Origin of the sequence: Streptomyces sp. TSRI0107, from assembly GCF_001905845.1 — a bacterium.
Classification (GTDB): Bacteria; Actinomycetota; Actinomycetes; order Streptomycetales; family Streptomycetaceae; genus Streptomyces.
Map to the genome: position 1 here is coordinate 251,355 of NZ_LIVZ01000009.1, position 26,594 is coordinate 277,948.

22 protein-coding genes are annotated in these 26,594 nt (G+C 72.2%); 16 read left to right on the plus strand and 6 right to left on the minus strand.

What is annotated here, in order from left to right:
• Positions 1–61 precede the first annotated feature (61 nt).
• Positions 62–2,095: a hypothetical protein gene (locus AMK31_RS25390; RefSeq protein ID WP_073942949.1), complete on the minus strand. Its 2,034-nt coding sequence runs from the start codon at positions 2,093–2,095 to the stop codon at positions 62–64.
• A 364-nt stretch (positions 2,096–2,459) separates the two neighbouring features.
• Here AMK31_RS25390 and AMK31_RS25395 point away from each other — a divergent pair, with 364 nt between their 5' ends.
• The 8 genes from AMK31_RS25395 (at position 2,460) to AMK31_RS25430 (ending at position 14,054) form a co-directional block, all read left to right on the plus strand.
• Positions 2,460–3,998 (plus strand): leucyl aminopeptidase, encoded by a 1,539-nt coding sequence (locus AMK31_RS25395; protein ID WP_073942950.1) that lies wholly within the window; start codon positions 2,460–2,462, stop codon positions 3,996–3,998.
• Between the two features lie 286 nt (positions 3,999–4,284).
• Positions 4,285–5,673: a dihydrolipoyl dehydrogenase gene (gene lpdA / locus AMK31_RS25400; RefSeq protein WP_073942951.1), complete on the plus strand. Its 1,389-nt coding sequence runs from the start codon at positions 4,285–4,287 to the stop codon at positions 5,671–5,673.
• Between the two features lie 63 nt (positions 5,674–5,736).
• Positions 5,737–7,527: a 2-oxoglutarate dehydrogenase, E2 component, dihydrolipoamide succinyltransferase gene (gene sucB, locus AMK31_RS25405; RefSeq protein WP_073942952.1), complete on the plus strand. Its 1,791-nt coding sequence runs from the start codon at positions 5,737–5,739 to the stop codon at positions 7,525–7,527.
• 253 nt (positions 7,528–7,780) lie between these two features.
• The gene (locus tag AMK31_RS25410) at positions 7,781–8,404 is read left to right on the plus strand and encodes a GntR family transcriptional regulator (RefSeq protein ID WP_073942953.1); all 624 of its coding nucleotides are present in this window, start codon (positions 7,781–7,783) and stop codon (positions 8,402–8,404) included.
• A 63-nt stretch (positions 8,405–8,467) separates the two neighbouring features.
• Positions 8,468–9,481: a hypothetical protein gene (locus AMK31_RS25415; protein ID WP_073942954.1), complete on the plus strand. Its 1,014-nt coding sequence runs from the start codon at positions 8,468–8,470 to the stop codon at positions 9,479–9,481.
• 267 nt (positions 9,482–9,748) lie between these two features.
• Positions 9,749–12,451, plus strand: coding sequence for a pyruvate dehydrogenase (acetyl-transferring), homodimeric type (aceE, locus tag AMK31_RS25420; protein WP_073942955.1), 2,703 nt, complete (start codon positions 9,749–9,751; stop codon positions 12,449–12,451).
• A gap of 58 nt (positions 12,452–12,509) precedes the next feature.
• A complete protein-coding gene (locus tag AMK31_RS25425; protein ID WP_073942956.1) occupies positions 12,510–13,484 on the plus strand; it encodes a helix-turn-helix transcriptional regulator in 975 nt (324 codons plus the stop codon).
• A 51-nt stretch (positions 13,485–13,535) separates the two neighbouring features.
• Positions 13,536–14,054 (plus strand): DUF4240 domain-containing protein, encoded by a 519-nt coding sequence (locus tag AMK31_RS25430; RefSeq protein ID WP_073942957.1) that lies wholly within the window; start codon positions 13,536–13,538, stop codon positions 14,052–14,054.
• On the opposite strand, the gene AMK31_RS25435 is transcribed toward AMK31_RS25430, so the two are convergent.
• Both AMK31_RS25435 and AMK31_RS25440 read right to left on the minus strand, forming a co-directional pair.
• Positions 14,044–14,241, minus strand: coding sequence for a hypothetical protein (locus AMK31_RS25435; protein WP_073942958.1), 198 nt, complete (start codon positions 14,239–14,241; stop codon positions 14,044–14,046). The genes AMK31_RS25430 and AMK31_RS25435 overlap by 11 nt on opposite strands.
• Positions 14,238–15,206: a peptidoglycan recognition protein family protein gene (locus AMK31_RS25440; protein ID WP_079186925.1), complete on the minus strand. Its 969-nt coding sequence runs from the start codon at positions 15,204–15,206 to the stop codon at positions 14,238–14,240. The genes AMK31_RS25435 and AMK31_RS25440 overlap by 4 nt, the downstream gene beginning before the upstream one ends.
• 125 nt (positions 15,207–15,331) lie before the next feature.
• Between AMK31_RS25440 and AMK31_RS25445 the strand changes: the two genes are divergently transcribed.
• Positions 15,332–16,516: a MarP family serine protease gene (locus tag AMK31_RS25445; RefSeq protein WP_073943053.1), complete on the plus strand. Its 1,185-nt coding sequence runs from the start codon at positions 15,332–15,334 to the stop codon at positions 16,514–16,516.
• Positions 16,517–16,548: 32 nt separating this feature from the next.
• Here the strand turns inward: AMK31_RS25445 and AMK31_RS25450 are convergent, their stop codons facing one another.
• Complete coding sequence (locus tag AMK31_RS25450; protein WP_073942960.1) at positions 16,549–17,037, minus strand: GNAT family N-acetyltransferase; 489 nt, start codon at positions 17,035–17,037, stop codon at positions 16,549–16,551.
• Between the two features lie 71 nt (positions 17,038–17,108).
• Between AMK31_RS25450 and AMK31_RS25455 the strand changes: the two genes are divergently transcribed.
• A complete protein-coding gene (locus AMK31_RS25455) occupies positions 17,109–18,005 on the plus strand; it encodes a TIGR01777 family oxidoreductase (RefSeq protein WP_073942961.1) in 897 nt (298 codons plus the stop codon).
• A 165-nt stretch (positions 18,006–18,170) separates the two neighbouring features.
• A complete protein-coding gene (locus AMK31_RS25460) occupies positions 18,171–19,550 on the plus strand; it encodes an NAD(P)/FAD-dependent oxidoreductase (RefSeq protein ID WP_073942962.1) in 1,380 nt (459 codons plus the stop codon).
• A gap of 28 nt (positions 19,551–19,578) precedes the next feature.
• Here AMK31_RS25460 and AMK31_RS25465 read toward each other — a convergent pair whose 3' ends face one another.
• Positions 19,579–21,054, minus strand: coding sequence for a regulator (locus AMK31_RS25465; protein ID WP_073942963.1), 1,476 nt, complete (start codon positions 21,052–21,054; stop codon positions 19,579–19,581).
• A gap of 233 nt (positions 21,055–21,287) precedes the next feature.
• Here AMK31_RS25465 and lipB point away from each other — a divergent pair, with 233 nt between their 5' ends.
• From lipB to AMK31_RS25485, 4 genes are all read left to right on the plus strand, one after another.
• Positions 21,288–22,085 (plus strand): lipoyl(octanoyl) transferase LipB, encoded by a 798-nt coding sequence (gene lipB / locus AMK31_RS25470; RefSeq protein WP_073942964.1) that lies wholly within the window; start codon positions 21,288–21,290, stop codon positions 22,083–22,085.
• Positions 22,086–22,205: 120 nt separating this feature from the next.
• Positions 22,206–23,171, plus strand: a complete 966-nt coding sequence (lipA, locus tag AMK31_RS25475) for a lipoyl synthase (RefSeq protein WP_073942965.1) — start codon at positions 22,206–22,208, stop codon at positions 23,169–23,171.
• A 259-nt stretch (positions 23,172–23,430) separates the two neighbouring features.
• The gene (locus tag AMK31_RS25480; RefSeq protein WP_073942966.1) at positions 23,431–23,631 is read left to right on the plus strand and encodes an SCO2195 family GlnR-regulated protein; all 201 of its coding nucleotides are present in this window, start codon (positions 23,431–23,433) and stop codon (positions 23,629–23,631) included.
• Between the two features lie 68 nt (positions 23,632–23,699).
• The gene (locus AMK31_RS25485) at positions 23,700–24,404 is read left to right on the plus strand and encodes a DUF4191 domain-containing protein (RefSeq protein ID WP_073942967.1); all 705 of its coding nucleotides are present in this window, start codon (positions 23,700–23,702) and stop codon (positions 24,402–24,404) included.
• 61 nt (positions 24,405–24,465) lie between these two features.
• Here the strand turns inward: AMK31_RS25485 and AMK31_RS25490 are convergent, their stop codons facing one another.
• Positions 24,466–24,933, minus strand: coding sequence for an RDD family protein (locus AMK31_RS25490; protein WP_073942968.1), 468 nt, complete (start codon positions 24,931–24,933; stop codon positions 24,466–24,468).
• 219 nt (positions 24,934–25,152) lie between these two features.
• On the opposite strand from AMK31_RS25490, the gene glnA reads away from it, so the two are divergent.
• Positions 25,153–26,562 (plus strand): type I glutamate--ammonia ligase, encoded by a 1,410-nt coding sequence (glnA, locus tag AMK31_RS25495; protein WP_073942969.1) that lies wholly within the window; start codon positions 25,153–25,155, stop codon positions 26,560–26,562.
• Positions 26,563–26,594 lie beyond the last annotated feature (32 nt).

A 26,594-nucleotide genomic window follows, 5' to 3' on the forward strand; every position in this document is an offset into this window, starting at 1 on the left:
GCCCGGGTGCGGGTCGTCGTGGCCGGTCGCGCAGTTCCCCGCGCCCCTTGACGCGTTGCGGTTACGACAGTTTCAAGGTGACCGCGGATTGCAGGACCTCCGGCGTGGTCCACGCTGAGCGCGCGCCCGCGCACGGGGTGCCGAACGTGGTGGTGCCGAGGAGGAGTTGCTTTCTCGTGCCCTCGGGAGCGGTCACCGGGATCCGGGTGCCGGACGGCGCCTGGACAGTCACCGTGTCGCCGATGCGGTAGGCGGTGACCCTGCCCTGGTCCAGTGCCGTCTGCCAGGCGGCGCGGCGCTTCAGTTCGGTGCCGGCGGCGCTGTGGCTCGGGTTCTCCAGTGGTGTGTTGTCGGCGAACATCGCCCGGTAGTCGGCGAGGATCCTGTCCAGCACCGGGTAGAGGATGCGGTCCTCGGCCAGGTTGGACTGGTGGACGTAGTGCGGGCGCGGGTCGCCCGCGAGGACGTGGCCGAGGGCGATGCGGGCCTCCTGCGGGACGATGTAGGAGTCGTAGCCGGTGGCGAGGTCCAGCGGCTCGTCGAGGCAGGTGGAGTTGGCGTTGTTCTCGCAGGCACCACTGCCGCCGTCGGCCCTGGAGGTGTAGATCCAGTTGTACTCGTCGGTCATCTCGGCCTCGGTGCCGACGTTGTAGTACACGTTCATCGGGTGCCGGGGCACGGTCACCGCGGCGCCGACCGGGCGCTGCTGCGGTTCGCGGGAGTTGTCGGAGGCGATCCACTTCACGCCGGTGTCGGCGAGCGCGCCCGCCAGGTTCGGGTTGTCGGCGGGCTGCTGCGGCAGGGTCTTCAGGCCGGAGTGCTCCCCGGTGACCAGCTCGGTGCGGTCGACGGGCAGGCCCTTGGCGGTGGCCCAGTTCTGGTTGTCGCGGATCTGCGCGGCGATCTCGGCACGGCTCATGTACCGGGTGCTGCCGTCGGCGTTCTTCGCGCAGGTCCACGGCACGGTGGAGGTGTCCTGCACACAGCCCAGGAAGGGGTGGGTGTAGGTGTGGTTGATCCAGCGGTACTGCGCCCTGTCGGCGAGCAGCCGGTCGGCGAGCGGGTCGGTGCCGCCGTTCTCGGTCTTCCACTGCTCGCCGGAGCCCGCGTTGTAGACCATGTCGAGGGTGAAGCCGCGCTCGCGCTGCCACTGGGCGGCATAGGCCGCGTCGGCGGCGGTCATCCGGATCGGCGTGGTCCCCTCGCCCTCGCCGCCCGCGCAGTCGAGGTCGCCGGGCGTGCAGTCGCGCTCGGTGTCCCAGCGGCTGTCGGAGGCGAAGACGTCGTCGACGTGGACCGCGAAGTGGTTGCGGGAGCGGCCCAGGTGCACGCCCTGCGTCAGCCACTCGACGACGCCCCGGGCGAGCGCCCGGAACTGCCGCTGGTGCTGGTTGTAGGCGAACGTCACCACCAGTTCGCGGCGCCCGTCGTGGGCGTACTCCCCGACGAGGCTGCCGCGGCCGGTGCCGCCGGGCACCGGGATGTCGACGTAGCTGGTGAAGCCGGCGCGGGGCCGGGCCACGTAGCCGTAGCTCTCCTGGACGGCCGGGTCGATGTCCTCGAAGGCGAGGGGGCCGTCGAGATAGCCGAACCAGCCGGCCCGGCCGGCCTCGGTCACGGTCGCCTCGCGCCCGTCGAGCGCGCCGGCCCAGCCGCCCTCGCTGGTGTAGTCGAGGCCCACGCCGGGATGGGCCCAGGTGTAGGCGTCGACCTGCGGGACGCCGTACGTGCGCTCGTAGGTCTCCAGCGCGGTCTGCTCGGCGGAGCCCGCGCCGAACGGGGCCTCGTTGGGCAGTACGACTCCCTGGAACTTCGCCCGTGGCCTGCCGTTCACGGTGTCGCCGAGGAACGCCTCGGTGACCGCCGGGCGGCCCGGGTCGTTCAGGTCGAGCGTGGTGTACGGGATGCCGGTGCTCTCCAGCTGGGCGGTGACGGCCTCGACGGAGCTGTCCCCGTTGTCCACCACCAGCACCCTCAGATCGATCCGCGGCTCGACCGCCGCCGACGCTCCGGGCACCCCCAGCCCCAGCGTCATCAGTCCGGCCGCCGTCAGAACCGCGACCGTTTCTCTCCTTCTGCGCACGCGTGGCGCCATGGTGTCCTCCCCCCAGAAGATCCCCCGTGTCCGTTCGGCCCTTCACGACCCCCGGGCCATTTACGGAGGATCACGCGGAAATCATGCGAACCGGTGAGCACGGGACTCACCGGAACCCGACGAGTGTGACCCAGCTCATCGAGTGCGAGGATCAGGAAATGGCCACGACGCCACTCACAGGTGAACACCCGCAGGCGTGAGCGAATGAACGCGCGAGCGTAGTCTCGTCCCAGGTCCGCGCCGCACAGACACGGACCCGGACGAGACCTCCTCGAAGGGCCGGATCCAGGGTCGGCTGTCGGGCCCGGCCGACCCACCCTGTTCGGCCACAGCAACTTCACATCGGAAGCGAGAATTCACCACCGTGACTGCTCTCACTCTCAGCACCGCCGCGGCGGCCGGCCTGCGGGCCGACGCGATCGTGATCGGTGTCACCAAGAGCCCGAAGGGCGGAAAAGGGCTCGCCGTCGCGCCGGGCGCCGAGGCCGTGGACAGCGCCTACGACGGCAGGCTCGCCGGTCTCCTGGAGACCCTGGGCGCCTCCGGTGCCGAGGGCGAGGTGACCAAGCTGCCCGCGCCGTCCGGCTTCAAGTCGCCGCTCGTGGTGGCGGTGGGCCTGGGCGCGCAGCCGGACAAGGACGGCGAGTACGACGCCGAGGCGCTGCGCCGCGCCGCCGGCGTGGCCGCCCGCGCGCTGTCCGGCTCCAAGAAGGCCGCCTTCGCCCTGCCGGCCGCGGACGTCGCCGCGATCGGGGCGATCGCCGAGGGCGCGCTGCTCGGCGCGTACTCCTTCGACGCCTACAAGGAGAACGGCGGCAAGAACGCCAAGGACAAGAACGGCAAGGCGCCGCTCGCCGAGGCCGCGATCCTCGGCGGCAAGCCCCGCGACAAGGAGCACAAGGCCGCCCTCGAGCGCGCCACCGCCGTCGCCGAGGAGCTGAACCGCGCCCGCGACCTGATCAACACCCCGCCCAACGACCTCAACCCCGAGGCGTTCGCGGCCATCGCCCAGGCCGCGGGCAAGGAGCACGGCATCAAGGTGCAGGTGCTCGACGAGAAGGCCCTCGCCAAGGGCGGCTACGGCGGCATCCTCGGCGTCGGCAGCGGCTCCGCGTCCGCGCCGCGCCTGGTCAAGCTGTCGTACACGCACTCCAAGGCGAAGAAGCACCTCGCCTTCGTCGGCAAGGGCATCACCTACGACTCGGGCGGCATCTCGCTGAAGCCGGCCGGGCACAACGAGACGATGAAGTGCGACATGAGCGGCGCGGCGGCGGTCTTCGCCGCGGTCGTCGTCGCCGCGCGGCTCGGTCTGGAGGTGAACGTCACCGGCTGGCTGGCGCTCGCCGAGAACATGCCGTCGGGCTCCGCCGTGCGCCCCGGTGACGTGCTGCGCATGTACAGCGGCAAGACGGTGGAGGTGCTGAACACCGACGCCGAGGGCCGGCTGGTGCTGGGCGACGCGCTGTGGGCGGCCTCCGAGGAGAAGCCGGACGCGATCGTGGACGTGGCGACGCTGACCGGTGCGATGGTGCTGGCGCTGGGCAATCGGACGTTCGGTGTCATGGCCAACGACGACGCGTTCCGGACGGCGATCGTGGAGGCCTCGGAGGAGGTCGGCGAGGAGTCCTGGCCGATGCCGCTGCCGGAGCACCTGCGCAAGGGCATGGACTCGCCGACGGCGGACATCGCCAACATGGGCGAGCGGATGGGCGGCGGCCTGGTCGCCGGTCTGTTCCTGCGCGAGTTCGTGGGCGAGGGGATCACCTGGGCGCACCTCGACATCGCGGGGCCGGCGTTCAACGAGGGCGGGCCCTTCGGGTACACGCCGAAGGGTGGCACCGGGTCCGGGGTGCGGACGCTGGTGCGGCTCGCGGAGCTGACGGCCGCGGGTGATCTGGGCTGACCTGCGCCCACTGAGTCGGGTGTTTCCGCCGCGGGGCGGCTTCAGGGGCGTGGGGGCTGGTCGCGCAGTTCCCCGCGCCCCTTGGCGGCGTCCCCTCACCCGGCGTCACGCGTGAACGTGCTGTGTCTCACACCCCGGCCCCGCGTCTCGTCCGGTGCGGACAAGTGCGAAGATGGGGCTCGGCAGGACAGGGCCCCCACCTAAGGGCCGAAGAACGAGCGGCCGGACACCAGCCGCCGACCGGTCACTGGAGACCGGCGTGGCGCACATGCATGGAGGACGTGACGTGGCGAACGACGCCAGCACCGTTTTCGACCTAGTGATCCTCGGCGGTGGTAGCGGTGGTTACGCCGCGGCCCTGCGCGGGGCGCAGCTGGGCCTGGACGTCGCCCTGATCGAGAAGGACAAGGTCGGCGGCACCTGCCTGCACCGGGGTTGCATCCCCACCAAGGCCCTGCTGCACGCGGGCGAGATCGCCGACCAGGCCCGCGAGAGCGCGCAGTTCGGCGTCAAGACCACCTTCGAGGGCATCGACGTCCCGGCGGTCCACAAGTACAAGGACGAGGTCATCTCGGGCCTTTACAAGGGTCTGCAGGGTCTGGTCGCCTCCCGCAAGGTGACGTACATCGAGGGCGAGGGCCGGCTGTCCTCCCCCACCTCCGTCGACGTGGGCGGTCAGCGTGTCCAGGGCCGCCACGTCCTGCTGGCGACCGGCTCCGTGCCGAAGTCCCTGCCGGGCCTGGAGATCGACGGCGACCGCATCATCTCCTCGGACCACGCCCTCGTCCTGGACCGCGTGCCGAAGTCCGCGATCATCCTGGGCGGCGGCGTCATCGGCGTCGAGTTCGCCTCCGCGTGGAAGTCCTTCGGTTCGGACGTCACGATCATCGAGGGCATGAAGCACCTCGTCCCGGTCGAGGACGAGAACAGCTCCAAGCTCCTGGAGCGCGCCTTCCGCAAGCGCGGCATCAAGTTCAACCTGGGCACGTTCTTCCAGAAGGCCGAGTACACCCAGGACGGTGTCAAGGTCACCCTGGCCGACGGCAAGGAGTTCGAGGCCGAGGTTCTGCTGGTGGCCGTCGGCCGCGGCCCGGTCTCGCAGGGCCTGGGCTACGAGGAGGCCGGCGTCGCCATGGACCGCGGCTACGTCCTCGTCGACGAGTACATGCGGACCAACGTCCCGACCATCTCCGCGGTCGGCGACCTGGTCCCGACGCTCCAGCTCGCGCACGTCGGCTTCGCCGAGGGCATCCTGGTGGCGGAGCGGCTGGCCGGTCTGAAGACCGTCCCGATCGACTACGACGGTGTCCCGCGGGTGACGTACTGCCACCCGGAGGTCGCCTCCGTCGGTATCACCGAGGCCAAGGCCAAGGAGATCTACGGCGCGGACAAGGTCGTCGCCCTGAAGTACAACCTGGCGGGCAACGGCAAGAGCAAGATCCTGAAGACCGCGGGTGAGATCAAGCTCGTCCAGGTCAAGGACGGTGCCGTGGTCGGCGTCCACATGGTCGGCGACCGGATGGGCGAGCAGGTCGGCGAAGCCCAGCTGATCTACAACTGGGAGGCGCTGCCGGCCGAGGTGGCCCAGCTCATCCACGCCCACCCGACGCAGAACGAGGCGCTCGGCGAGGCCCACCTGGCCCTGGCCGGCAAGCCGCTGCACTCCCACGACTGACCTCCCTCGGTCACTGGGCGCGACGACACAGACTTCCGCAATTCGTAAGGAGCAACAGAAACCATGGCGGTTTCCGTAACCCTTCCGGCGCTCGGCGAGAGCGTCACCGAGGGCACCGTCACCCGCTGGCTGAAGGCCGAGGGTGAGCGTGTCGAGGCCGACGAGCCGCTGCTCGAGGTCTCCACCGACAAGGTCGACACCGAGATCCCGGCGCCCGCCGCCGGTGTCCTGGCCTCCATCAAGGTCGCCGAGGACGAGACCGTCGAGGTGGGCGCCGAGCTGGCGATCATCGACGACGGCACGGGCGCGCCCGCCGCCGCCCCGGCTCCGGCCGCCGAGGAGGCTCCGGCCCCGGCCGCCGAGCCCGCCCCGGCCCCCGCGGCCGAGGCCCCGGCCGCTCCCGCCGCCCCGGCCGCCGCCCCGGCCGCGCCGGCCGGTGCCGCCGAGGGCACGGACGTGGTCCTGCCCGCGCTCGGCGAGTCCGTCACCGAGGGCACCGTCACCCGCTGGCTGAAGTCGGTCGGCGACAGCGTCGAGGCCGACGAGCCGCTGCTCGAGGTCTCCACCGACAAGGTCGACACCGAGATCCCGGCCCCGGCCTCCGGTGTGCTGCTGGAGATCGTGGTCGGCGAGGACGAGACCGCCGAGGTCGGCGCCAAGCTGGCCGTCATCGGCGCCCCGGGTGCCGCTCCGGCCGCCGCTCCGGCCGCCCCGGCCCCGGCGCCCGCCGCCGAGGCCCCGGCCGCCCCGGCGGCTCCGGCTGCCCCGGCTCCGGCTCCCGCCGCTCCGGCCGCGCCCGCCGCCGCTGCTCCGGCCCCGGCCCAGCCCGCGGCTCCGGCGCCCGCGCCGGCCGCCCCGGCTCCGGTCACCCCGGCCCCGGCCGCCCCCGCGGCTCCGGCCGCGCAGGCCACCGACGAGGGCGCGTACGTGACCCCGCTGGTGCGCAAGCTCGCCGCCGAGAACGGTGTCGACCTGGGCTCCGTCAAGGGCACCGGTGTCGGCGGCCGGATCCGCAAGCAGGACGTCATCGCCGCCGCCGAGGCCGCGAAGGCCGCTGCCGCCGCCCCGGCTCCGGCCGCTGCCGCGCCGGCTGCCGCCGCCGCCAAGAAGGCGCCGGTCCTGGAGGCGTCCCCGCTGCGCGGCCAGACCGTGAAGATGCCGCGGATCCGCAAGGTCATCGGCGACAACATGGTCAAGGCGCTGCACGAGCAGGCCCAGCTGTCGTCGGTCGTCGAGGTCGACGTCACCCGCCTGATGCGCCTGCGCGCCCAGGCCAAGGACTCCTTCGCCGCGCGCGAGGGCGTCAAGCTCTCCCCGATGCCGTTCTTCGTGAAGGCGGCGGCCCAGGCGCTGAAGGCCCACCCGGTCATCAACGCCAAGATCAACGAGGCCGAGGGCACCATCACCTACTTCGACTCCGAGAACATCGGGATCGCGGTGGACTCCGAGAAGGGCCTGATGACCCCGGTCATCAAGCACGCGGGCGACCTCAACATCGCCGGCATCGCGAAGGCCACGGCGGAGCTGGCCGGCAAGGTCCGCGCCAACAAGATCACGCCCGACGAGCTGTCCGGCGCGACCTTCACCATCTCCAACACCGGTTCGCGTGGCGCGCTCTTCGACACGATCATCGTGCCGCCGGGCCAGGTCGCGATCCTCGGCATCGGTGCCACGGTGAAGCGTCCGGCCGTCATCGAGACGGAGGAGGGCACGGTCATCGGCGTCCGCGACATGACGTACCTGACCCTGTCCTACGACCACCGCCTGGTGGACGGCGCCGACGCCGCGCGCTACCTGACCGCGGTCAAGGCGATCCTGGAGGCGGGCGAGTTCGAGGTCGAGCTCGGCCTGTAACAGCCCTTCAGCTCACGTCGGTGCCCTCGCCCGGAAATCCCCGGGCGAGGGCATCGCCGTTCAGGGGCGCGGGGAACTGCGCGAACGGCCACACACGGCCCGCAGCCGCCCGACAACGGTCCAAACCGAGTCAGCAGGCGCCACAACCGACGTGTAAGCCTCGTCTCACCTGCGCTGAAGCGCCCCCTCGCGCCTCTACGGCACGCCCCGACCGCCGTATTGTCTAAGCGTCAACGCGCCTTAAGGAGCCCCCATGACCGCGCCCGTCGTCCACTCGCTGCGCGAACAGATCCGCGAGCACATCCTCGAGGGGATCATCAGCGGACGCTGGCAGCCGGGCGAGCGCATCGTGGAGCGGCGGATCGCGACCGAGCTGGAGGTCAGCCAGACGCCCGTGCGGGAGGCCCTGCGCGAGCTGGAGTCCCTGCGGCTGATCGAGTCCGCGCCGAACAAGGGCGTCCGGGTGCGGAACCTGACCGCCGCGGACCTGGAGGAGAGCTACCCGGTCCGGGCGGGCCTGGAGGCGATCGCGGCGGAGCTGGCGGCGGAGCGGCTGGCGGACGACTGCTCGGCGCTGGAGCCCCATGTGAGCGCGCTGTACGACGCGGACCGGGAGTCCGACGGCACGGCGCAGGTGCGGCACACGGTGGGCTTCCACCGGGAGCTGGTGCGCGCGGCGGGCAACTCGGTGCTGCTGCACACCTGGGAGGGCCTGGGCATCGAGGTGTTCACGGCGCTGTCGATCCGCTGGCTGGGCACGGTGCAGCAGTCGTACGCGGAGGAGCACGAGGAGCTGCTCGCCGCGTTCCGCCGCCGTGACCCGCGGATCGCCGAGATCGTGAAGGCGCACGTGCTGGGGTGCGCGCCGCGGGCGTGACCGGACGGCCGCGCGGTCGCCGCCTACGGGGCCGCCATCACCGTATGCCCTAGTGTGACCGGCATGTCCGAAACGCCGCAGCACTGGGCCCGCTTCAAGGAGTCACCGTTCCTGCCGGCGACGGTGCTGGTCCTGATCCTCGGCGCGGCCGCGGGCCTGTTCGCCTGGTCGTACACGTACGCCATGGCCGATCCGACGCCGCGTTCCGTTCCGGTGGCGGTGCTCGGCCAGTACGAGCAGGCGCGGGGCCGGGCGTTCCTGGACGGCATGGAGGAGGCGCTGAACGCCTCGGTGAAGGTGCGCGCCTACGACAGCGCGGCCGCCGCCCGGGACGCGGTCGACGAGCAGGAGATGTTCGGGATCTTCGAGGTCCGCGACGACGGCGCCGCCGTCACCCTCGACGTCTCGGGGGCGTCCGGGGCGTCGGTGGCCGAGGTGCTGTCGGAGGCGGCGCTGGAGGTCGGCGAGCGGACCGGGGTGTCCGTCACCGTCCAGGACATCAAGCCGCTCCAGCCGGGCGATCCGCGCGGGCTCGCGATCTTCTACATCTCGCTGGCGGCCGTGATCATCGGTTTCGTCGGCGCGATCCAGCTCAGCGTGCACGCCCGGGCGCTCAACCCGCTGGAGCGGATCGCGTTCACGGTGGCGTACGCGCTGCTGGGCGGGTTCGCGATCGCCGCGGCGGTGGACTGGCTGCTGGGGGCGCTGGACCTGCCGTTCCTGGCGTCGTGGGGGATCCTGGCGCTGACGATGTTCACCAGCGGCATGGTCTTCACCATGTTCAACACCCTGATGGGCCGCTGGGCGATGCTGCCGACCTGGGGTCTGATGGTGCTGCTGGGCAACCCGTCGTCGGGCGGCGCGGTGTCCTGGCCGCTGCTGCCGTCGGCGCTGGGCACGATCGGCCGCTGGCTGCCGCCGGGCGCGTCGGTGAACGCCCAGCACACGGCGGTGTACTTCCCCGGGCACCAGCACGCCTTCCCGTACCTGGTGCTGATCGGCTGGTCGGTGCTGTCCTGCGGGGTCTTCCTGAACTGGTCGCACCGGCATCCGGGCGGCCGGGACAAACCCGAGTGACACCCGAGCGTTTCTCCGCTCATGCGCGCCCCACCTGCGCAAATCCTTCCCCAGAGCGTCACCGCGTGCCATCACTCAAGGCACCGCGTGCCGACTTTCTCGGTATCGAGAGGTTTTGGGCATCAACCCTTTGATCGATCATCGATCAGGGAGTTACAGTCACCGACGGGCTTCCACCGAAGCCCCAGCCCTGTCCTGCCAAAGACCAAGGGCACCCCCGAACCCTTACAGATGAGGGAACCCCCTTCGACTGAGGAAGGCGGCGACATGACCGACCCCAACGCCATCCAGCCGAGCGCGCTCGACCAGCTCCCTGACCGCGACCCCGAGGAGACCGCCGAATGGCAGGCCTCGCTGGACGCGGTCGCCAAGGCGGCCGGCCCGCACCGCGCCGCCTACCTGATGCGGCGCACGCTGGAGCGCGCCGAGGGCGCCGGCATCGCACTGCCGAAGCTCCTGGAGACGGACTACGTCAACACCATCCCCACCGCCGCGGAGCCCGCCGTTCCGGGTGACGAGGCGATGGAGGCCCGGATCACGGCCTGGAACCGCTGGAACGCCGCGGCCATGGTGACCCGCGGCTCGAAGTACGGCGTCGGCGGCCACATCGCCACCTTCGCCTCCGCGGCCTGGCTGTACGAGACCGGCTTCAACCACTTCTTCAAGGGCAAGGAGGCCGACGGCTCGGGCGACCAGCTCTACATCCAGGGCCACGCCTCCCCCGGCATCTACGCCCGCGCCTTCCTCGACGGCCGGCTGAACGAGGACCACCTCGACAACTTCCGCCGCGAGGCCGGCGGCAACGGCCTGCCGTCCTACCCGCACCCGCGCCGGCTGCCCTGGCTGTGGGAGTTCCCGACCGTCTCGATGGGTCTCGGCCCGCTCTCCGCGATCTACCAGGCGCGCTTCAACCGCTACCTGACCAACCGCGGCATCAAGGACGTCTCCGCCTCCCACGTGTGGGCCTTCCTCGGCGACGGCGAGATGGACGAGCCGGAGTCGACGGCGGCGCTCGCGCTGGCCGCGCGTGAAGAGCTGGACAACCTCACCTTCGTCATCAACTGCAACCTGCAGCGCCTCGACGGCCCGGTCCGCGCCAACTTCAAGATCGTGCAGGAGCTGGAGGCCCAGTTCCGCGGCGCCGGCTGGAACGTCGTCAAGACGCTGTGGGGCTCCGCCTGGGACGAGCTGTTCCAGCTCGACACCACCGGCGCGCTGGTACGCCGCCTGCGCGAGGTACCCGACGCGCAGGTCCAGACGTACCAGACCCGCGACGCCGCCTACATCCGCCAGGACTTCTTCGGCAAGGACCCGGCGCTCGCCGAGATGGCGAAGCTGCTGAGCGACGACAAGATCCTGGAGATCTTCCACTTCTCGCGCGGCGGTCACGAGCCGCGCAAGGTCTACGCCGCCTACAAGGCCGCCGTCGAGCACAAGGGCGCGCCGACCGTGATCCTGGCCCAGACGGTCAAGGGCCACACCCTCGGTGAGGGCTTCGCGTCGAAGAACGCCAACCACCAGATGAAGAAGCTCTCGGTGGACGAGTTCAAGACGATGCGCGACCTGCTCGACCTGCCGATCAAGGACAGCGACTTCGCCGACGGCGTGGTCCCCTACGGTCACCCGGGCGCCGACTCCCCCGAGGTCCGCTACCTCCAGGAGCGCCGCGCCGCCCTCGGCGGTCCGGCCCCGGCCCGCCGCGTGCACCCGGTCGCCCCGCTGCCCGCGCCCGCCGACAAGGCCTTCGCCTCCTTCGACAAGGGCTCCGGCTCGCAGAACGTCGCCACCACCATGGCGTTCGTGCGCCTGATCAAGGACCTGGTCCGCGACAAGGAGACCGGCAAGCGCTGGGTGCCGATCGTCCCCGACGAGGCGCGCACCTTCGGCATGGAGTCGCTGTTCCCGTCGCTCGGCATCTACTCGCCGAAGGGCCAGACGTACGAGCCGGTCGACCGCGACCAGCTGATGTACTACAAGGAGGCCAAGAACGGCCAGATCCTCAACGAGGGGATCACCGAGGCCGGTTCGATGGCCGACTTCATCGCCGCTTCGACGTCGTACGCGACGCACGGCGAGGCGATGATCCCGTTCTACATCTTCTACTCGATGTTCGGCTGGCAGCGCACCGCCGACCAGATGTGGCAGCTCGGCGACCAGCTCGGCCGCGGCTTCCTCGTCGGCGCCACCGCCGGCCGCACCACGCTGACCGGTGAGGGCCTGCAGCACGCCGACGGCCACTCCCCGGTGATCGCGGCCACCAACCCGGCCGCCCTCACCTACGACCCGGCGTTCGCGTACGAGATCGCCGTGATCGTCAAGGACGGTCTGCGCCGCATGTACGGCGAGGCGGCCCCGGGCGAGGACCCGAACGTCTTCTACTACCTGACCGTCTACAACGAGCCGCTGCCGCAGCCCGCGAAGCCGCAGGGCCTCGGCATCGACGAGGGCATCGTCAAGGGCCTGTACCGCTTCAACACGGCGGAGTCGGCGGGGCTGACCCCGGTGGCGAACGCCCCGCGCATCCAGCTGCTGGGCTCCGGCACCGCGATCCACTGGGCGCTGGAGGCGCAGAAGCTGCTCAGCGAGGAGTGGGGCGTGGCCGCCGACGTGTGGTCCGCGACCTCGTGGAGCGAGCTGCGCCGGGACGCGCTGGAGGCCGACGAGGCGCTGCTGCGCGGCGAGGAGCGGGTGCCGTTCGTCCGTCAGGCGCTGCAGGGCGTCGAGGGCCCGGTGCTGGCGGTCTCCGACTACATGCGCCAGGTCCCGGACCAGATCGCGCAGTGGGTCGAGCAGGACTGGTCCTCGCTCGGTGCGGACGGCTTCGGTCTCTCCGACACCCGTGAGGCCGCCCGCCGCCACTTCGGTGTGGACGCCCAGTCGATCGTCGTCGCGGCCCTGGCCCAGCTGGCCCGGCGCGGCGAGGTCAAGGCGACGGCCGTGAAGGAGGCGCGCGAGCGCTACGGCCTGTAAGGCCGGCCGGTCACGAGGAGGCCCCCGCTTCGGCGGGGGCCTCCTGCATGATGTGCGCATGCGTGCTGCCCGGCTGATCAAGATGGTGCTGCTGCTCCAGTCCCGCCCCTCGATGACCGCCGCCGAGCTGGCGCGGGAGCTGGAGGTGTCGGAGCGGACGATCACACGGGACGCGCAGGCCCTGTCGGAGGCGGGCGTTCCGGTGTACGCCGACCGCGGCCGGGCCGGCGGCTACCGGCTGATCGGCGGGTACCGGACCCGGCTGACCGGGCTGCACCGCGGCGAGGCCGAGGCGCTGTTCCTGTCCGGGGTGCCGGGGGCGCTGCGCGAGATGGGGCTGGAGGACGCCGCGTCGGCGGCCCGGCTGAAGGTGTCGGCGGCGCTGCTGCCGTCCCTGCGGGACGCCTCCCGTACGGCGGCCCAGCGGTTCCATCTGGACGCGCCGGCCTGGTTCAAGGAGCCCGCGACTCCGCCGCTGCTGCCGGTGGTCGCCGACGCGGTGTGGGACGACCGGCGGGTCGTCGCGCGGTACCGGCGCGGTGAGGGGGAGGTGGAGCGGCTGCTGGAGCCGTACGGGCTCGTGCTGAAGGCGGGCGTCTGGTACCTGTGCGCGCGGGTCGCGGACGCGGGGGCGTTCCGGACGTACCGCATCGACCGCTTCACCGCCGTCGAACCGGGCGAGGACCGGTTCGTGCGCGACGAGGAGTTCGACCTGCCCGCGTACTGGGAGGAGCAGGCCGAGCGGTTCGCGCGCTCGCTGCTGCGCGCCGAGGTCGTCGTCCGGCTCACCGGACGCGGCGTGCGCACACTGCCGTACGCCGTCGACCCGCTCTCCGCCCGGGACGCCCTGGCCGCGGCGGACGGACCCGATCCTCGCGGCCGGGTCACGGTCACCCTGCGCGTGGAGTCCGAGGAGGTCGCCCAGACCCAGCTCGCGGCCCTCGGCCCGGAGGCGGAGGTGCTGTCCCCGGCGTCCCTGCGCGAACGTTTCGCCGAGGACGCGCGGCGGCTGGCGGAGCTCTACCGGGCGTAGGACCGCACTCCGGGTGCGACCGCCCGGCGCAGGGCCGATGCTGGAGCGGTGATGGACGAGACGGAGTTCTGGGAGCTGGTCGACGCCACCCGCGACGCCGCGGAGGGCGACCCGGAGGAGCAGGCCGATCTGCTCCTGGACCGGCTGCTCCAGCTGGAGCCGGACTACGTCCTCGACTTCGCCCGTCACTTCGAGGCCCGCTACAACCGCGCCTACCGCTGGGACCTGTGGGGCGCCGCCTGGGTGCTGCTGGACGGGGCCAGCGACGACGCCTTCGACTTCTTCCGCTGCTGGCTGATCGGCCAGGGCCGCGAGGTGTACGAGGGCGCCCTGCACGACCCGGACTCGCTCGCCGACCTGCTGGACGACTTCGACGAGGAGATCGACGGCGACGGCGAGGACCTGGGCTACGCGGCCGACGAGGCCTACGAGCAGCTGACCGGCACCGTCGCCCCGGACCTCGGCATCGCCCCCGCCCCGGCGGAACCGGCGGGCACCCCGGTCGACTTCGAGAACGAGCGGGTGCTCGCCGAACGCTATCCCCGGCTCTGGTACCGGTTCAGGGAGTGACCCGGCGCCGGCCGCCGTCCGAGGGCGGGTACGCCTGTGCCCGGTCCGCCCGCGCCGTGTCGTGCGGCGGTGCCGCGTTGGCCTCGCCGAGTGCGGACGCGGTGGCCGCCGCCGGGCCCAGCACCACCGCCGCGGCGGCGCACAGCGCCGTCCACACGCGTCCCCGGCCGCTCCGGTCGTCGCTCATGATCCACCCCTCCGGTCCGTTGGTGACGCCGACGGTAGGGCGGTGGCCTTGGAGAGCCCCACGGACGCGCTGTGCGCCCGCTGTGGGAGGGGCGGACGGCCCTGGATGCGGGCGGCGAGGTCGCGGATCTCCGGGAGGCGGGCGGTGAGGGCGGCGCCGGGGCAGCTGGTCATGTAGCCGTCGTTGTGGCCGCCGAGGGTGGGCAGGGTGGCGGCGGTGCCGGCGGCGTAGCGGCTGCCGCTGTTGCTGGAGACGAGGCGGACCCTGGCCCGCGGGTCGGTGTCCGACAGGCCGAGCTTCCAGGCGGCCAGCGCGGCGATCGCGTGGGTCATCACGGCGGGCACCTCCACGCCGGCCGGGAAGGTGCCGATGGCGGCGATGCCCGCGGTGCGGTGGTTGAAGCCCTGGGTGTGGGCGCCGGTGACGGGGCGGTCGACGCCGCCCGCGCGGCCCTCGTAGATGGTGCCGCAGCGGTCGACGAGGAAGTTGTAGCCGATGTCGTCGAAGTCGCGGGCGCCGGTCTGGCCCGTGTGCAGGTGGCGGATGATGCGCGGGGTGTCGGCGCAGTCGTAGGCGTTCGGCGAGTCGGTGTGGTGCACGAAGACGGCGACGACCTTGTCGTCGTACCGCGCGGGCGGCTGTTTCGGCGCGGGTCCGGTCAGCCAGGCGGAGCGGGGCACGATGGGCGGCCTGGCCGCGGCGTGCGGGGCCGCCGGGCGGGGTGCGCGCGGGCGGTCGGCGCTGGACCGGACGGCGCGCTCCACCCCGTTCACGCACAGCGCCAGCGCGACCACGGCGGCGAGCCCCGGGAGTACACGGAGCAGCGCCAGCGCGCGACCCGGCACGGGGAGCGGCCGCCGTCGTGACCGCCGTGCGCCTCGGGCTCCTCGGAAGACACGCATGACCCCACTGTCGGCGGGGTGCCGTCCGCCCGCGATGTGTGCTCTGCCACCTGGCGGAACCATCGTCCCGGTCCACGACGTTTCCCCGGGTACACACCGCGTGACCGGTTCGGCGGCGACGGCGCGCGGGTGCGCTGATCACTGGGCCCGTTCCCCGCGTATATGGGAACCGAGAGAAAGGCGGCTTGGTGGACCTCCTCGACATCCTCCTGGTGCTGGCGATCCTGGTCTACGCCGGCTCCGGCTACCGGCGCGGACTGGTGGCCGGCTGTGTCTCGCTGGCCGGGTTCGTGGGCGGCGCGGCGATCGGCGTCTGGGTGCTGCCCTGGGTGATGGACCTGGTGACGCCGGGTTCCACGGCGGCCACGGTCACCGCGGTGCTCACCGTGCTGGTGCCGGCGGCGGTGGGCCACGAACTGGCGGGGCGGCTGGCGCTGCGGGTGCGGCGGGAGCTGTCGTGGGGGCCGCTCAGGGTGGCGGACGGCGTCGGCGGGGCGGTGGCGAACACGGCGGCCGTGCTGATCGTGGCGTGGGTGGCGGCGAGCGTGCTGGCGGCGTCCTCGTCGACCATGCTGTCGGCGGCGATCCGCGACTCGCGGCTGCTGGGGGCGGTGCAGCAGGCGATGCCGGACACCACGCCCGCCTGGTTCTCGCGGGCCACGTCGGCGCTGGCCGAGGCGGGCTTCCCGCAGGTCTTCAACCCGTTCGAGAACGAGTCGACGGCCGAGATCGCGCGGCCTTCCGGGGACAGTGTCACGGTGGCCGCCACGACCGCCGCCCAGCGCAGCACGGTGAAGGTGGAGGGCGTCGCGGGCACCCAGGGCCGCGAGGGCAGCGGGTTCGTGTTCGCGGCGGAGCGGGTGATGACCAACGCGCACGTGGTGGCGGGCATCGACGAGCCGACCGTGCGGGTGGGCGGGATCGGCCCGGCGTACGAGGCGCGGGTGGTGCTGTTCGACCCCGAGAAGGACGTGGCGGTGCTGCACGTGCCGGACCTGCGCGCCCCGGTGCTGCGCTTCGACGACGACGCGGATCGCGGGGACGCCGCGGTGGTCGCCGGGTATCCGCAGGACGGCGGCCTGGACCTGCAGGCGGCGACGGTCGCGAACCGGGTGCGGGCGACGGGCCAGAACATCTACAACGACGAGTCGGTGACCCGGGAGATCTACTCGATCCGCTCCATGGTCCGCCCGGGGAACTCCGGCGGGCCGCTGCTGACCACCGAGGGCCGGGTGTACGGGGTGGTGTTCGCCCGGTCCACCTCCGACGCCGAGACGGGCTACGTCCTGACGGCGGAGGAGGTCGCGGGCGACGCGGCGCGGGCCGCGCGGACGACGACGCCGGTGGACACGGGCGAGCTGGTCACCTCGTAGAGGTCGGGGACCGTCGGGGGCAATCGGGGGCGTCAGGTCAGCTTCCGCCCCATGAGCACGTCGTCGGCGTAGGTGCCGTCGAGGCAGAACTCCTCCGGCTGTACGCCCTCGACGACGAAGCCCTCCGACTCGTACAGGGCGCGGGCCCGGGTGTTGTGGCCCAGCACGCGCAGGGTGATCCGGCGGAAGCCGCCGCTGCGGGCCTCCTCGACGGCGGCGCGGACCAGGGCCCGTCCGACGCCCTTGCCGCGGGCCTCGTCGGCGACGGCGAGGCCGCGGATCTGCCGGACGTGCGCGTTGGAGGGCAGCGGGGTGGGGAACCCGAGGCGGACGTAACCGACGACCCGGCCGTCGAGTTCGGCGACCAGGTGGTCGGCGGGGCCGCAGGTGTCGCGGAAGAAGGGCTCGTCGGGCGCCGGGCGGGCGGTGACGGCGTGCAGGTAGGACCAGGTCGTGTGGTCCAGGTGGCGCAGTTGCTCCTCGTCCTCGGGACGGGCGACGCGTAGGAACGGCTCAGACATGCCGGTCACCTTACGTGGGGAATGCCGCTACCTCACCGGGGTTTTCCCGGCTCGCCGGGCAGGATGAGGTCATGCAGCCTTCGAGGATCGCGGTGGCCGGCGCGTCCGGTCTCATCGGCGGCGCCCTGGTACGTTCCCTGGTCGCGGACGGGCACGACGTGGTGCGGCTGGTGCGCCGCATGCCCCGGTCCGCCGACGAGGCGCGCTGGGAGCCGGAACGGCGGCGGGTGGACCCGGCGGTGCTCGCCGGGTGCGACGCCGTGGTGAACCTGGCGGGCGCGGGGGTGGGCGACCGCCGCTGGACCGAGGAGTACAAGGCGCTGATCCGCTCCAGCCGGGTGGACGGCACGGCGGCCCTCGCGCGGGCCGTCGCCGCGCTGGACCGGCCGCCGCGGGTCTTCCTGAACGGCAGCGCGATCGGCCTCTACGGCGACACCGGCGGCCGCGCGGTCGACGAGGACGCCCCGCCGGGTGCCGGGTTCCTGCCGGAGCTGTGCGTGGAGTGGGAGGCGGCCGCGGCACCGGCGCGGGAGGCGGGCGTCCGGACGGTGTTCGCCCGCACGGGCCTGGTGGTGGCCCGGGAGGGCGGCGCCTGGGGGCGGCTCTTCCCGCTGTTCAAGGCGGGTCTCGGGGGGCCGATCGGCGGCGGGCGGCAGTACTGGTCGTACATCGCGCTGCACGACGAGGTGGCCGCGCTGCGGCATCTGCTGGACCGGGAGGATCTGTCCGGGCCGTTCAACCTGACCGCGCCCGAGCCGCTGACGAACCGTGAGATCAGCGCGGCGATGGGCCGGGTGCTGCACCGGCCGGCGGTGTTCGCGGTGCCGGCGCCGGTGCTGCGGGCGGTGCTGGGCGAGATGGCGGGGGATGTGCTGGGCAGTCAGCGGGTGCTGCCGAAGCGGCTGTCGGAGTCCGGGTTCCGGTTCGCGTTCCCCGGGATCGAGGACGCGATCCGCGCGGCACTGTGAGAACGGGGCGGCCCGACCGTATGCGACCGCCGTGCGACCGTGCCCTGTCGATGCGCGACTGCACCTGACCGATCGCGGGCCTAACCTCGACGCGAACTCGGGTATCCCCGGAGCCCGTTGGGGGCATCAGGTCTCCACCGGCCGCGCAACCTCGAGGAGGGGCACGTGCTTGAGCCCGCGTTTCAGGCGGATGTCGTCGTGGTGGGAGCCGGGGTCGCCGGTCTCTCCGCGGCGCTTCGGCTGGCCCATGCAGGAGTGACGACCACGGTCCTGGAGGCCGGCCCAGGTGTGGGCGGGCGGATGTCGACCGAGAAGGTCGACGGATTCCGGCTCGACCGCGTCGGACAGCTGCTGTTCACGTCGTATCCGGAACTACGCCTGACCCCGGGGCTCGACGCGCTCGCGCTGCGGCTGTTCGCCCCGGGCGTCCTGCTGCACAGCGACGGCCGCCGGCACCGGGCGGGCACCCCGGTGCACGGACGGAGCGCGAGGGGCGCACTCAATGCCGTGCGCGCCCTAGCGAGCGCCCCCCGGGCGACTCCGGGACGCGGCCGGGGGAGCGCCGTGCCCCCGCCCAGGAACCGGCCCACGGCCCCGGTCGGCGGAGCCGTCGACCAGGCCCGGCTCGGCAGCGCGCTCGCCCGCATCGCGGGCACCCCGATGGAACGGCTGCTGGCCCGCCCGGAGCAGCCCGCCGGGCAGGCGCTGGCCGCCCGGGGCCTGCCCGCGCGGACCGTCGACGGCTTCCTGCGGCCGCTGCTCGCCGCGCTGCTGTGCGATCCGGAGCTGACCACCTCCAGCCGGTGCGCCGATCTGGCGCTGCGGGCGTTCGCCGCCGGGCGGATGGCCGTGCCGGAGGGCGGCGCCGAGGTGCTGCCGGAGCTGCTGGCCCGCGCCCTGCCGCCCGGGAGCGTGCACACCGGGGTGCGGGTCACCTCGGTCTCCACGACCTCGGTGACCACCGCCGAGCACGGCGAGTTCCGCTGCCGGGCGGTGCTGCTGGCCACCGACGCGCGCAGCGCGGCCGAGCTGCTGCCGGGCCTGCGGGTGCCGGACTTCCACCCGGTGACCGTGGTGCACCACACCACCGACGCGCCCCCGGCGACCGGCGCGGCACTGCTGCTGGACTCCGACCGGGGCGGGCCGGTGGCGCACACGGCGGTGATGAGCGCGGTGGACCCGAGCCGGGCCCCGGCGGGCCGGACGCTGATCTCCTCGACGGTCCTCGGCTCCCCGCCGGACGACGTGGACACCGCCGTACGCATGCACCTCGCCCGCCTCTACGGCACGTCCACGGCACGCTGGGAGACCCTGGCCGTGCACCGCACCGCCGAGGCGGTGCCCGCGATGCGGGCACCGCACGATCTGCGGCGGCCGGTACGGCTGCTGGCCGGGCTGTACGTGTGCGGCGACCACCGGGACTCCAGCACCGTCCAGGGCGCCCTGCACTCGGGCCACCGCGCCTCGGCGGCGATCCTGGCCGACCTGGGCGCGGCGGGCTCGATGCACACGGCGGACCCGAGCCCGACGGCCCGGGCGGCGTGAGGATCAGGCCGCCCGGGGGCGTGCGGGGTCAGCCCAGTGCCGCCGCCACCTTGTCCCGGTAGCTGCGCACGGGCGCGGCGTCCTTGTACGGCTCCAGTCGTCGCTCGAAGTCCTTGACGTACTCCACCGCCCGCACCGACCGCATCTCGGCCGCCTGCCCGGCCGCCTCGGCGGCCAGCGCGCAGGCCTGGTCGAGTTCGCCGAGGCCGAGGCGGGCGGTGGCGAGGACCACCCGGCAGAACAGGCGGCTGCGGGCGAAGGACGGGGCCCGCAGCTGCAGGGAGCGCTCGGCGTGCTGGGCGGCGGCGCGGAACTGCTGGAGGTCGCGGTGGCAGTGGCCGAACTCGTCGGCGAGCTGCGCCTCGTCGAAGGTGCGCGCCCAGTGCGGGACCTCGTCCCCGGCCCGGGCGGCCTCCAGAGCCCGCTCGGCGCGGACCAGGGAGGCGGTGCAGGCCCGCACCTCCCCCAGGACGCCGTGCCCGCGCGCCTCGGCGGCGTGCAGCAGCGCCTGTACGGCCGGCGGCGCCGAGCCGCCGACGCCCTGCTGGGCGACCCGCGCCAGCTGCACGGCCTCCCGCCCGTGTCCCAGGTAGACGGCCTGGCGGCTCATGGTGACGAGCACGTAGGCGCCGTACGGCCGGTCCCCGGCCGCCTGCGACAGCCGCAGCGCCTGTACGAAGTACCGCTGGGCGAGGCCGTGCGCGGCGATGTCGTACGACGTCCAGCCCGCGAGCCGGGTGAGGTCGGCGGCGGCGGCGAACAGCCGGCGGCCGGTCTGCTCGCCGTAGGTGCCGCGCAGCATCGGCTCGCACTCGTGCTCCAGATAGCGCACCAGCGCCTGCCGGGCGTGCCCGCCGCCGTAGGCGTCGTCGAGGGTGCGGAACAGGTCGGCGACCGAGCGCAGCGCGGCGATGTCACCGCCGGTGACCCGGTGGCCGGGGCCCCGGTCGACACCGCGCTGCCGGGGTACCCCGGGGCGGCCCTGCGCGGGGATCCTGGGGAGGTTGCCCTGCTCCAGGCCGGCCGGGAGCTTGGGCACGGGCTCCGTGCCGCGGGCGACCCGCTCGTCGGCGCGGCCGATCAGCCAGTCCCGGCTCGGCACGACCAGGCCCGCCGGGGTGAAGGCGATCTTGCGCAGTTCGGCGTGGCTGCCGGAGTCCTTGCGCCACAGGCCGCTGACGATGTCGACGGCCTCCTCGGGGCCGGCCGCGAACTCCAGTCCCGCGTAGACGGGTGCGCAGGCGTCCAGGCCCAGGTCCTGGGCGGTGAGCCGGCGCCCGAGGCGTCGGGTGAACACCTCGGCGATCAGGGCGGGCGTGGTGCCTCTGGGCTGCTGGCCGCGCAGCCAGCGGGTGACGGATGTCTTGTCGTATCTGAGATCGAGCCCGTGCTCGAGGCCGAGCTGGTCCACTCGACGGGCCAGACCTGCGTTGGAGAACCCCGCTTCTGCGATGAGCGCGGCGAGCTGTCGGTTGGGGGTGCGCTGCGCGGGTCGTTCCGTCATCTGCGGTGCGATCTCCTGCCTCCGGGCTTCCGAATTGCCCGGACTGCCTGTGAGCAGCCCTTATGGCCTTGTGAACGGCGCGAATGTAGCGGAGAGTAAGCACCCGATCGCACACTTCCACGTTCATTCATCCGATCGTGTGAGGATTGCCCCCGAGGCTGACGCGCGGCCGACGGTCGTACAGTGACGTAGGCGCGTTTCACGCCTTACGACCTTCTAGGGAGGCGCTTGCCGTGAGTGAGTTGCGGTTCGTCCGTATGGGATTCGGTGCCGAGGCCGTCGACTACCAGGAGGCCTGGGACGAGCAGCGCCGGGTGCACGCGGCGCGCTTCGAGGACCGGGTCCCGGACACCGTGCTGCTGCTGGAGCACCCGCCGGTCTACACGGCCGGCCGGCGCACCGAGCCCAGCGAGCGGCCCCTCGACGGCACCCCCGTCATCGACGTGGACCGCGGCGGCAAGATCACCTGGCACGGCCCGGGACAGATAGTGGGCTACCCGATCCAGAAGCTGCCCCGCCCGGTGGACGTGGTCGCGCACGTCCGCCGCCTGGAGGAGGCGCTGATCCGCACCTGCGCCGAGTTCGGCGTGCAGACCACCCGGGTCGAGGGACGCAGCGGGGTGTGGGTGCTGGGCGACCCGGTGGAGCAGCGGCCGGCGCTCGGCGGGCTGTCCCTGGACTTCGACCCGCGGCTGACCGACGACGAGTTCGACCCCCGGCTCAACGGCCCCGAGTACGCCCCGTCCAACGCCGGCCAGCGACGCGAGGACCGCAAGATCGCGGCGATCGGCATCCGGGTCGCCAAGGGCGTCACCATGCACGGCTTCTCGTTCAACGTGAACCCGGACAACGCCTGGTTCGACCGGATCATCCCGTGCGGCATCCGGGACGCCGGGGTCACCTCGCTCGCCAACGAACTGGGCCGGGACGTGACCATCGACGAGGTGCTGCCGGTCGTCGAGCGCCACCTGCGGGACGTGCTGGAGAACGCGGACCTGAAGCCGAGGGTGATCGAGAAGACTCCCGCATAGGGAATGGGCCCCGCCCGGCACGGGTTGGCCCGGTCGCAGGGGGTTGGCCCGGTCGGAGGGCCATCGAATACACGGGCGTACCCTTGAGGGCGCCGAAGAATCAACGCTAGGGAGCCGGTCGTGTCCGCAGTCGCACCCGACGGACGCAAGATGCTGCGCCTGGAGGTCCGGAACAGCCAGACCCCCATCGAGCGCAAGCCCGAGTGGATCAAGACCCGGGCGAAAATGGGCCCCGAGTACACGAAGATGCAGAACCTCGTGAAGAGCGAGGGCCTGCACACGGTCTGCCAGGAAGCCGGCTGTCCCAACATCTACGAGTGCTGGGAGGACCGCGAGGCCACGTTCCTCATCGGCGGCGACCAGTGCACCCGGCGCTGCGACTTCTGCCAGATCGACACCGGCAAGCCCGAGGCCCTGGACCGCGACGAGCCCCGCCGGGTCGGCGAGTCCGTGGTGACGATGGACCTGAACTACGCCACCATCACCGGCGTCGCCCGCGACGACCTGGAGGACGGCGGCGCCTGGCTGTACGCGGAGACCGTGCGCCAGATCCACGCGCAGACCGCCGCCCGTGAGAGCGGGCGCACCAAGGTCGAGCTGCTGGCCCCCGACTTCAACGCGGTCCCGGAGCAGCTGGAGGAGGTCTTCTCCTCCCGTCCGGAGGTCTTCGCGCACAACGTCGAGACCGTCCCGCGGATCTTCAAGCGGATCCGCCCCGGCTTCCGCTACGAGCGCTCCCTGAAGGTCATCACCGCCGCACGCGACTACGGCCTGGTGACCAAGTCGAACCTGATCCTCGGCATGGGCGAGACCCGCGAGGAGGTCGGCGAGGCGCTGCGGCAGCTGCACGACGCGGGCTGCGAGCTGATCACCATCACCCAGTACCTGCGCCCGTCCGTGCGCCACCACCCCGTGGAGCGCTGGGTGAAGCCGCAGGAGTTCGTGGAGCTGAAGGAGGAGGCCGAGCAGATCGGCTTCTCCGGTGTGATGTCGGGCCCACTGGTCCGCTCCTCCTACCGGGCCGGCCGGCTGTACCAGATGGCCATCGAGAAGCGCGGTACGTACGTCGCCGCGCAGGCCGTGTGATCGCCGCCCCGAGGGTGTGTGAATTCGCGCACAAGTAGTTACCGGCAAGTAGTAGCCGTGTGATCGCGGCCCCGACCGTCCTCCCAGCTGAGGACCCCGGTCGGGGCCGCGACGGCGTTCCGGGCCCGGCAACTCTTCGGCCATCCGGCGGCATCGGGGCTTCATGCGTGTTTGACCGGTCGGTCACGTCCTGGTAACACCAGTCAGTGACCCTGGTTTCACACCCCGTGAACCACGCTGAGCCCTAGGGGGATCCACCATGCAGGCCGCGCCAGTCCGCGCCACCGCGCTTCCGACCTTCACCGACGCACTGCGTGCGGTCGAGTCCCTGCTCATGAGCTCCGGCCAGCGCACGGCCCGCCGCAACGCCTGGACCTCGGTCCTTGAGGACCGCCGCCGCGCCAAGGACCGCGTGGAGGCCGAGCGCGTCCTCGAACAGGCCTACGCCGGCCGTTCCTGATCTTTCCCCGGGTAACCGCCGGGGCACTGCCGTCGAAGGCGCTCCCGGAGCCACGTAGACTTCGTGGCATGGCGAGGAAGGACACGGCAGCGGACGACGCTGCGAACCCCGGGCGACTGAAGCAGATCGCTCTGACCTACAAGATGACCCGCAGGGCCGACAAGAAGATCGGCCTTGTACTCGCGGCTGTCGGAATCGTCACCTTCGGTGTCTTCCTCGCGATCGGTTTCTTGATCGGTCACCCCATCTATCTCGGCATCCTGGGCTTCCTGCTCGCCTTCCTCGCGACGGCGATCGTGTTCGGACGCCGGGCCGAGCGGGCCGCCTTCGGGCAGATGGAGGGCCAGCCGGGCGCCGCCGCGGCGGTGCTGGACAACATCGGCCGGGGCTGGACGACCACCCCCGCGGTGGCGATGAACCGCAGCCAGGACGTGGTGCACCGGGCGGTCGGCAAGGCCGGCATCGTGCTGGTCGCCGAGGGCAACCCGAACCGGGTGAAGAGCCTGCTGGCCGCCGAGAAGAAGAAGATGAACCGCATCGTCGCGGACGTCCCCGTGCACGACCTGATCGTCGGCACCGGCGAGGGCCAGGTGGAGCTGAAGAAGCTGCGCACCACCATGCTGAAGCTCCCCCGGGTGCTCACCGGCCCGCAGGTCACCGCCACCAACGACCGGCTGCGCGCGCTCGGCGACCTGATGAGCAACATGCCGCTGCCGAAGGGCCCGATGCCGAAGGGCATGCGCCTGCCGAAGGGCGGCCCGAAGGCCCGCTGACATCCCTCCTACGACGAAGGGGCGCCCGGAGATCTCCGGGCGCCCCTTCGTCGTACTCGGGTCAGATGCGGACTTCCACCGTGCGGGCCAGCCGGTCGTGCAGGCCGCGGCCGTCGCGGTCCCAGACCAGGGCCGGGATCGCCAGGCAGAGCAGGACCGTGCGCAGCGCGGCGCGGCCGGGGTGGACGGTGCCGGTGTCCAGGTGGGCGACCCGCAGACCGAAGAGGCGCTTGCCGGGGGTGAAGCCGAGCGTGCCGACGGTGAGCAGGCTCATCACGAGGAAGATCAGCAGCGCCCAGTTGCCGGTCGTCTGGCCGTAGCCGTCCGTGATCAAGCCGTATGCGATCAAGAGGCACAGGCCCCAGTCCACGGCCAGCGCGCCGAGCCTTCGTCCGGGGCGGGCGAGGGAGCCGGGCCCGTCCTCCGGCAGCCCCAGCTGCTCGCCGCGGTATCCGAAGTCGGCACCGGCCTCCTCCATGGCCGCGCGCGGCCCGGAAAGCCATGATCCGATTGCTTGCCTCTTGTCCACCCGTACACGGTACTGCGCCCGTATATGACCGGAGGACGCCGGGGTGTTTCCGGGCCTCATGCGGACTACTGTGGAACGCGAGCCGGTTAACTTGTGCGAAACAAATGGGTCACGCCGGAGAAATCCCGCCTCCCTAGGGTCGAGGCAGCGTGTGCCACCGCACTGGCCGCACGAACGATCTACCACCCCGGCGGGATGGTCGGGAGTAGGAGGAGCTGGATGTTCCAGAACGCCGACGAGGCCAAGAAGTTCATCGCGGACGAGGACGTCAAGTTCATCGACGTCCGCTTCTGCGACCTGCCGGGCGTCATGCAGCACTTCACCATTCCGGCTGCGGCGTTCGACCCGGACGAGGAGCTGGCCTTCGACGGGTCCTCGATCCGCGGCTTCCAGGCCATCCACGAGTCCGACATGGCGCTCCGCGCCGACCTCTCGACCGCGCGCGTGGACCCGTTCCGCCGCGACAAGACGGTCAACATCAACTTCTTCATCCACGACCCGATCACCGGTGAGCAGTACTCCCGTGACCCGCGGAACGTGGCGAAGAAGGCCGAGGCGTACCTCGCCTCCACCGGTATCGCCGACACCGCGTTCTTCGGCCCCGAGGCCGAGTTCTACGTGTTCGACAGCGTGCGCTTCAAGACCGCCGAGAACGAGGCCTACTACCACATCGACTCCGAGGCGGGCGCCTGGAACACCGGCGCGCTGGAGGACAACCGGGGTTACAAGGTCCGCTACAAGGGCGGTTACTTCCCGGCCCCGCCGGTCGACCACTTCGCCGACCTGCGTGCCGAGATCTCCCTGGAGCTGGCCAAGGCCGGTCTGCAGGTCGAGCGCCAGCACCACGAGGTGGGCACCGCCGGCCAGGCCGAGATCAACTACAAGTTCAACACGCTGCTCGCCGCCGCCGACGACCTCCAGCTCTTCAAGTACATCGTGAAGAACGTGGCCTGGCGCAACGGCAAGACCGCGACCTTCATGCCGAAGCCGATCTTCGGCGACAACGGCTCGGGCATGCACGTCCACCAGTCGCTGTGGAGCAACGGCGACCCGCTGTTCTACGACGAGCAGGGCTACGCCGGCCTGTCCGACACCGCCCGCTACTACATCGGCGGCATCCTCAAGCACGCCCCGTCGCTGCTGGCCTTCACCAACCCGACGGTGAACTCCTACCACCGTCTGGTGCCGGGCTTCGAGGCCCCGGTGAACCTGGTGTACTCGCAGCGCAACCGCTCCGCCGCGATGCGTATCCCGATCACGGGTTCGAACCCGAAGGCCAAGCGCGTCGAGTTCCGCGCGCCCGACGCCTCCGGCAACCCGTACCTGGCCTTCTCGGCGCTGCTCCTCGCGGGCCTGGACGGCATCAAGAACAAGATCGAGCCGGCCGAGCCGATCGACAAGGACCTGTACGAGCTGGCTCCCGAGGAGCACGCGAACGTCGCGCAGGTCCCGACCTCCCTCGGCGCGGTCCTGGACCGCCTGGAGGCCGACCACGAGTTCCTGCTCCAGGGCGACGTGTTCACCCCGGACCTGATCGAGACGTGGATCGACTTCAAGCGCGCGAACGAGATCGCCCCGCTGCAGCTGCGTCCGCACCCGCACGAGTTCGAGCTCTACTTCGACGTGTGATATCGCCCCAGGTCGGAGCGGGTAACCGCTCC

Excerpts from the sequence above, each read along its gene's own strand:
- AMK31_RS25425 (WP_073942956.1), top strand. The coding sequence starts at position 12,510 with ATGCGTGCTGCCCGGCTGATCAAGATGGTGCTGCTGCTCCAGTCCCGC.
- glnA (WP_073942969.1), top strand. The coding sequence starts at position 25,153 with ATGTTCCAGAACGCCGACGAGGCCAAGAAGTTCATCGCGGACGAGGAC.
- AMK31_RS25390 (WP_073942949.1), bottom strand. The coding sequence starts at position 2,095 with ATGGCGCCACGCGTGCGCAGAAGGAGAGAAACGGTCGCGGTTCTGACG.
- AMK31_RS25455 (WP_073942961.1), top strand. The coding sequence starts at position 17,109 with ATGCAGCCTTCGAGGATCGCGGTGGCCGGCGCGTCCGGTCTCATCGGC.
- AMK31_RS25485 (WP_073942967.1), top strand. The coding sequence starts at position 23,700 with ATGGCGAGGAAGGACACGGCAGCGGACGACGCTGCGAACCCCGGGCGA.
- AMK31_RS25480 (WP_073942966.1), top strand. The coding sequence starts at position 23,431 with ATGCAGGCCGCGCCAGTCCGCGCCACCGCGCTTCCGACCTTCACCGAC.
- aceE (WP_073942955.1), top strand. The coding sequence starts at position 9,749 with ATGACCGACCCCAACGCCATCCAGCCGAGCGCGCTCGACCAGCTCCCT.
- AMK31_RS25465 (WP_073942963.1), bottom strand. The coding sequence starts at position 21,054 with ATGACGGAACGACCCGCGCAGCGCACCCCCAACCGACAGCTCGCCGCG.
- AMK31_RS25415 (WP_073942954.1), top strand. The coding sequence starts at position 8,468 with ATGTCCGAAACGCCGCAGCACTGGGCCCGCTTCAAGGAGTCACCGTTC.
- sucB (WP_073942952.1), top strand. The coding sequence starts at position 5,737 with ATGGCGGTTTCCGTAACCCTTCCGGCGCTCGGCGAGAGCGTCACCGAG.
- AMK31_RS25450 (WP_073942960.1), bottom strand. The coding sequence starts at position 17,037 with ATGTCTGAGCCGTTCCTACGCGTCGCCCGTCCCGAGGACGAGGAGCAA.
- AMK31_RS25435 (WP_073942958.1), bottom strand. The coding sequence starts at position 14,241 with ATGAGCGACGACCGGAGCGGCCGGGGACGCGTGTGGACGGCGCTGTGC.
- AMK31_RS25430 (WP_073942957.1), top strand. The coding sequence starts at position 13,536 with ATGGACGAGACGGAGTTCTGGGAGCTGGTCGACGCCACCCGCGACGCC.
- AMK31_RS25410 (WP_073942953.1), top strand. The coding sequence starts at position 7,781 with ATGACCGCGCCCGTCGTCCACTCGCTGCGCGAACAGATCCGCGAGCAC.
- AMK31_RS25440 (WP_079186925.1), bottom strand. The coding sequence starts at position 15,206 with ATGGTTCCGCCAGGTGGCAGAGCACACATCGCGGGCGGACGGCACCCC.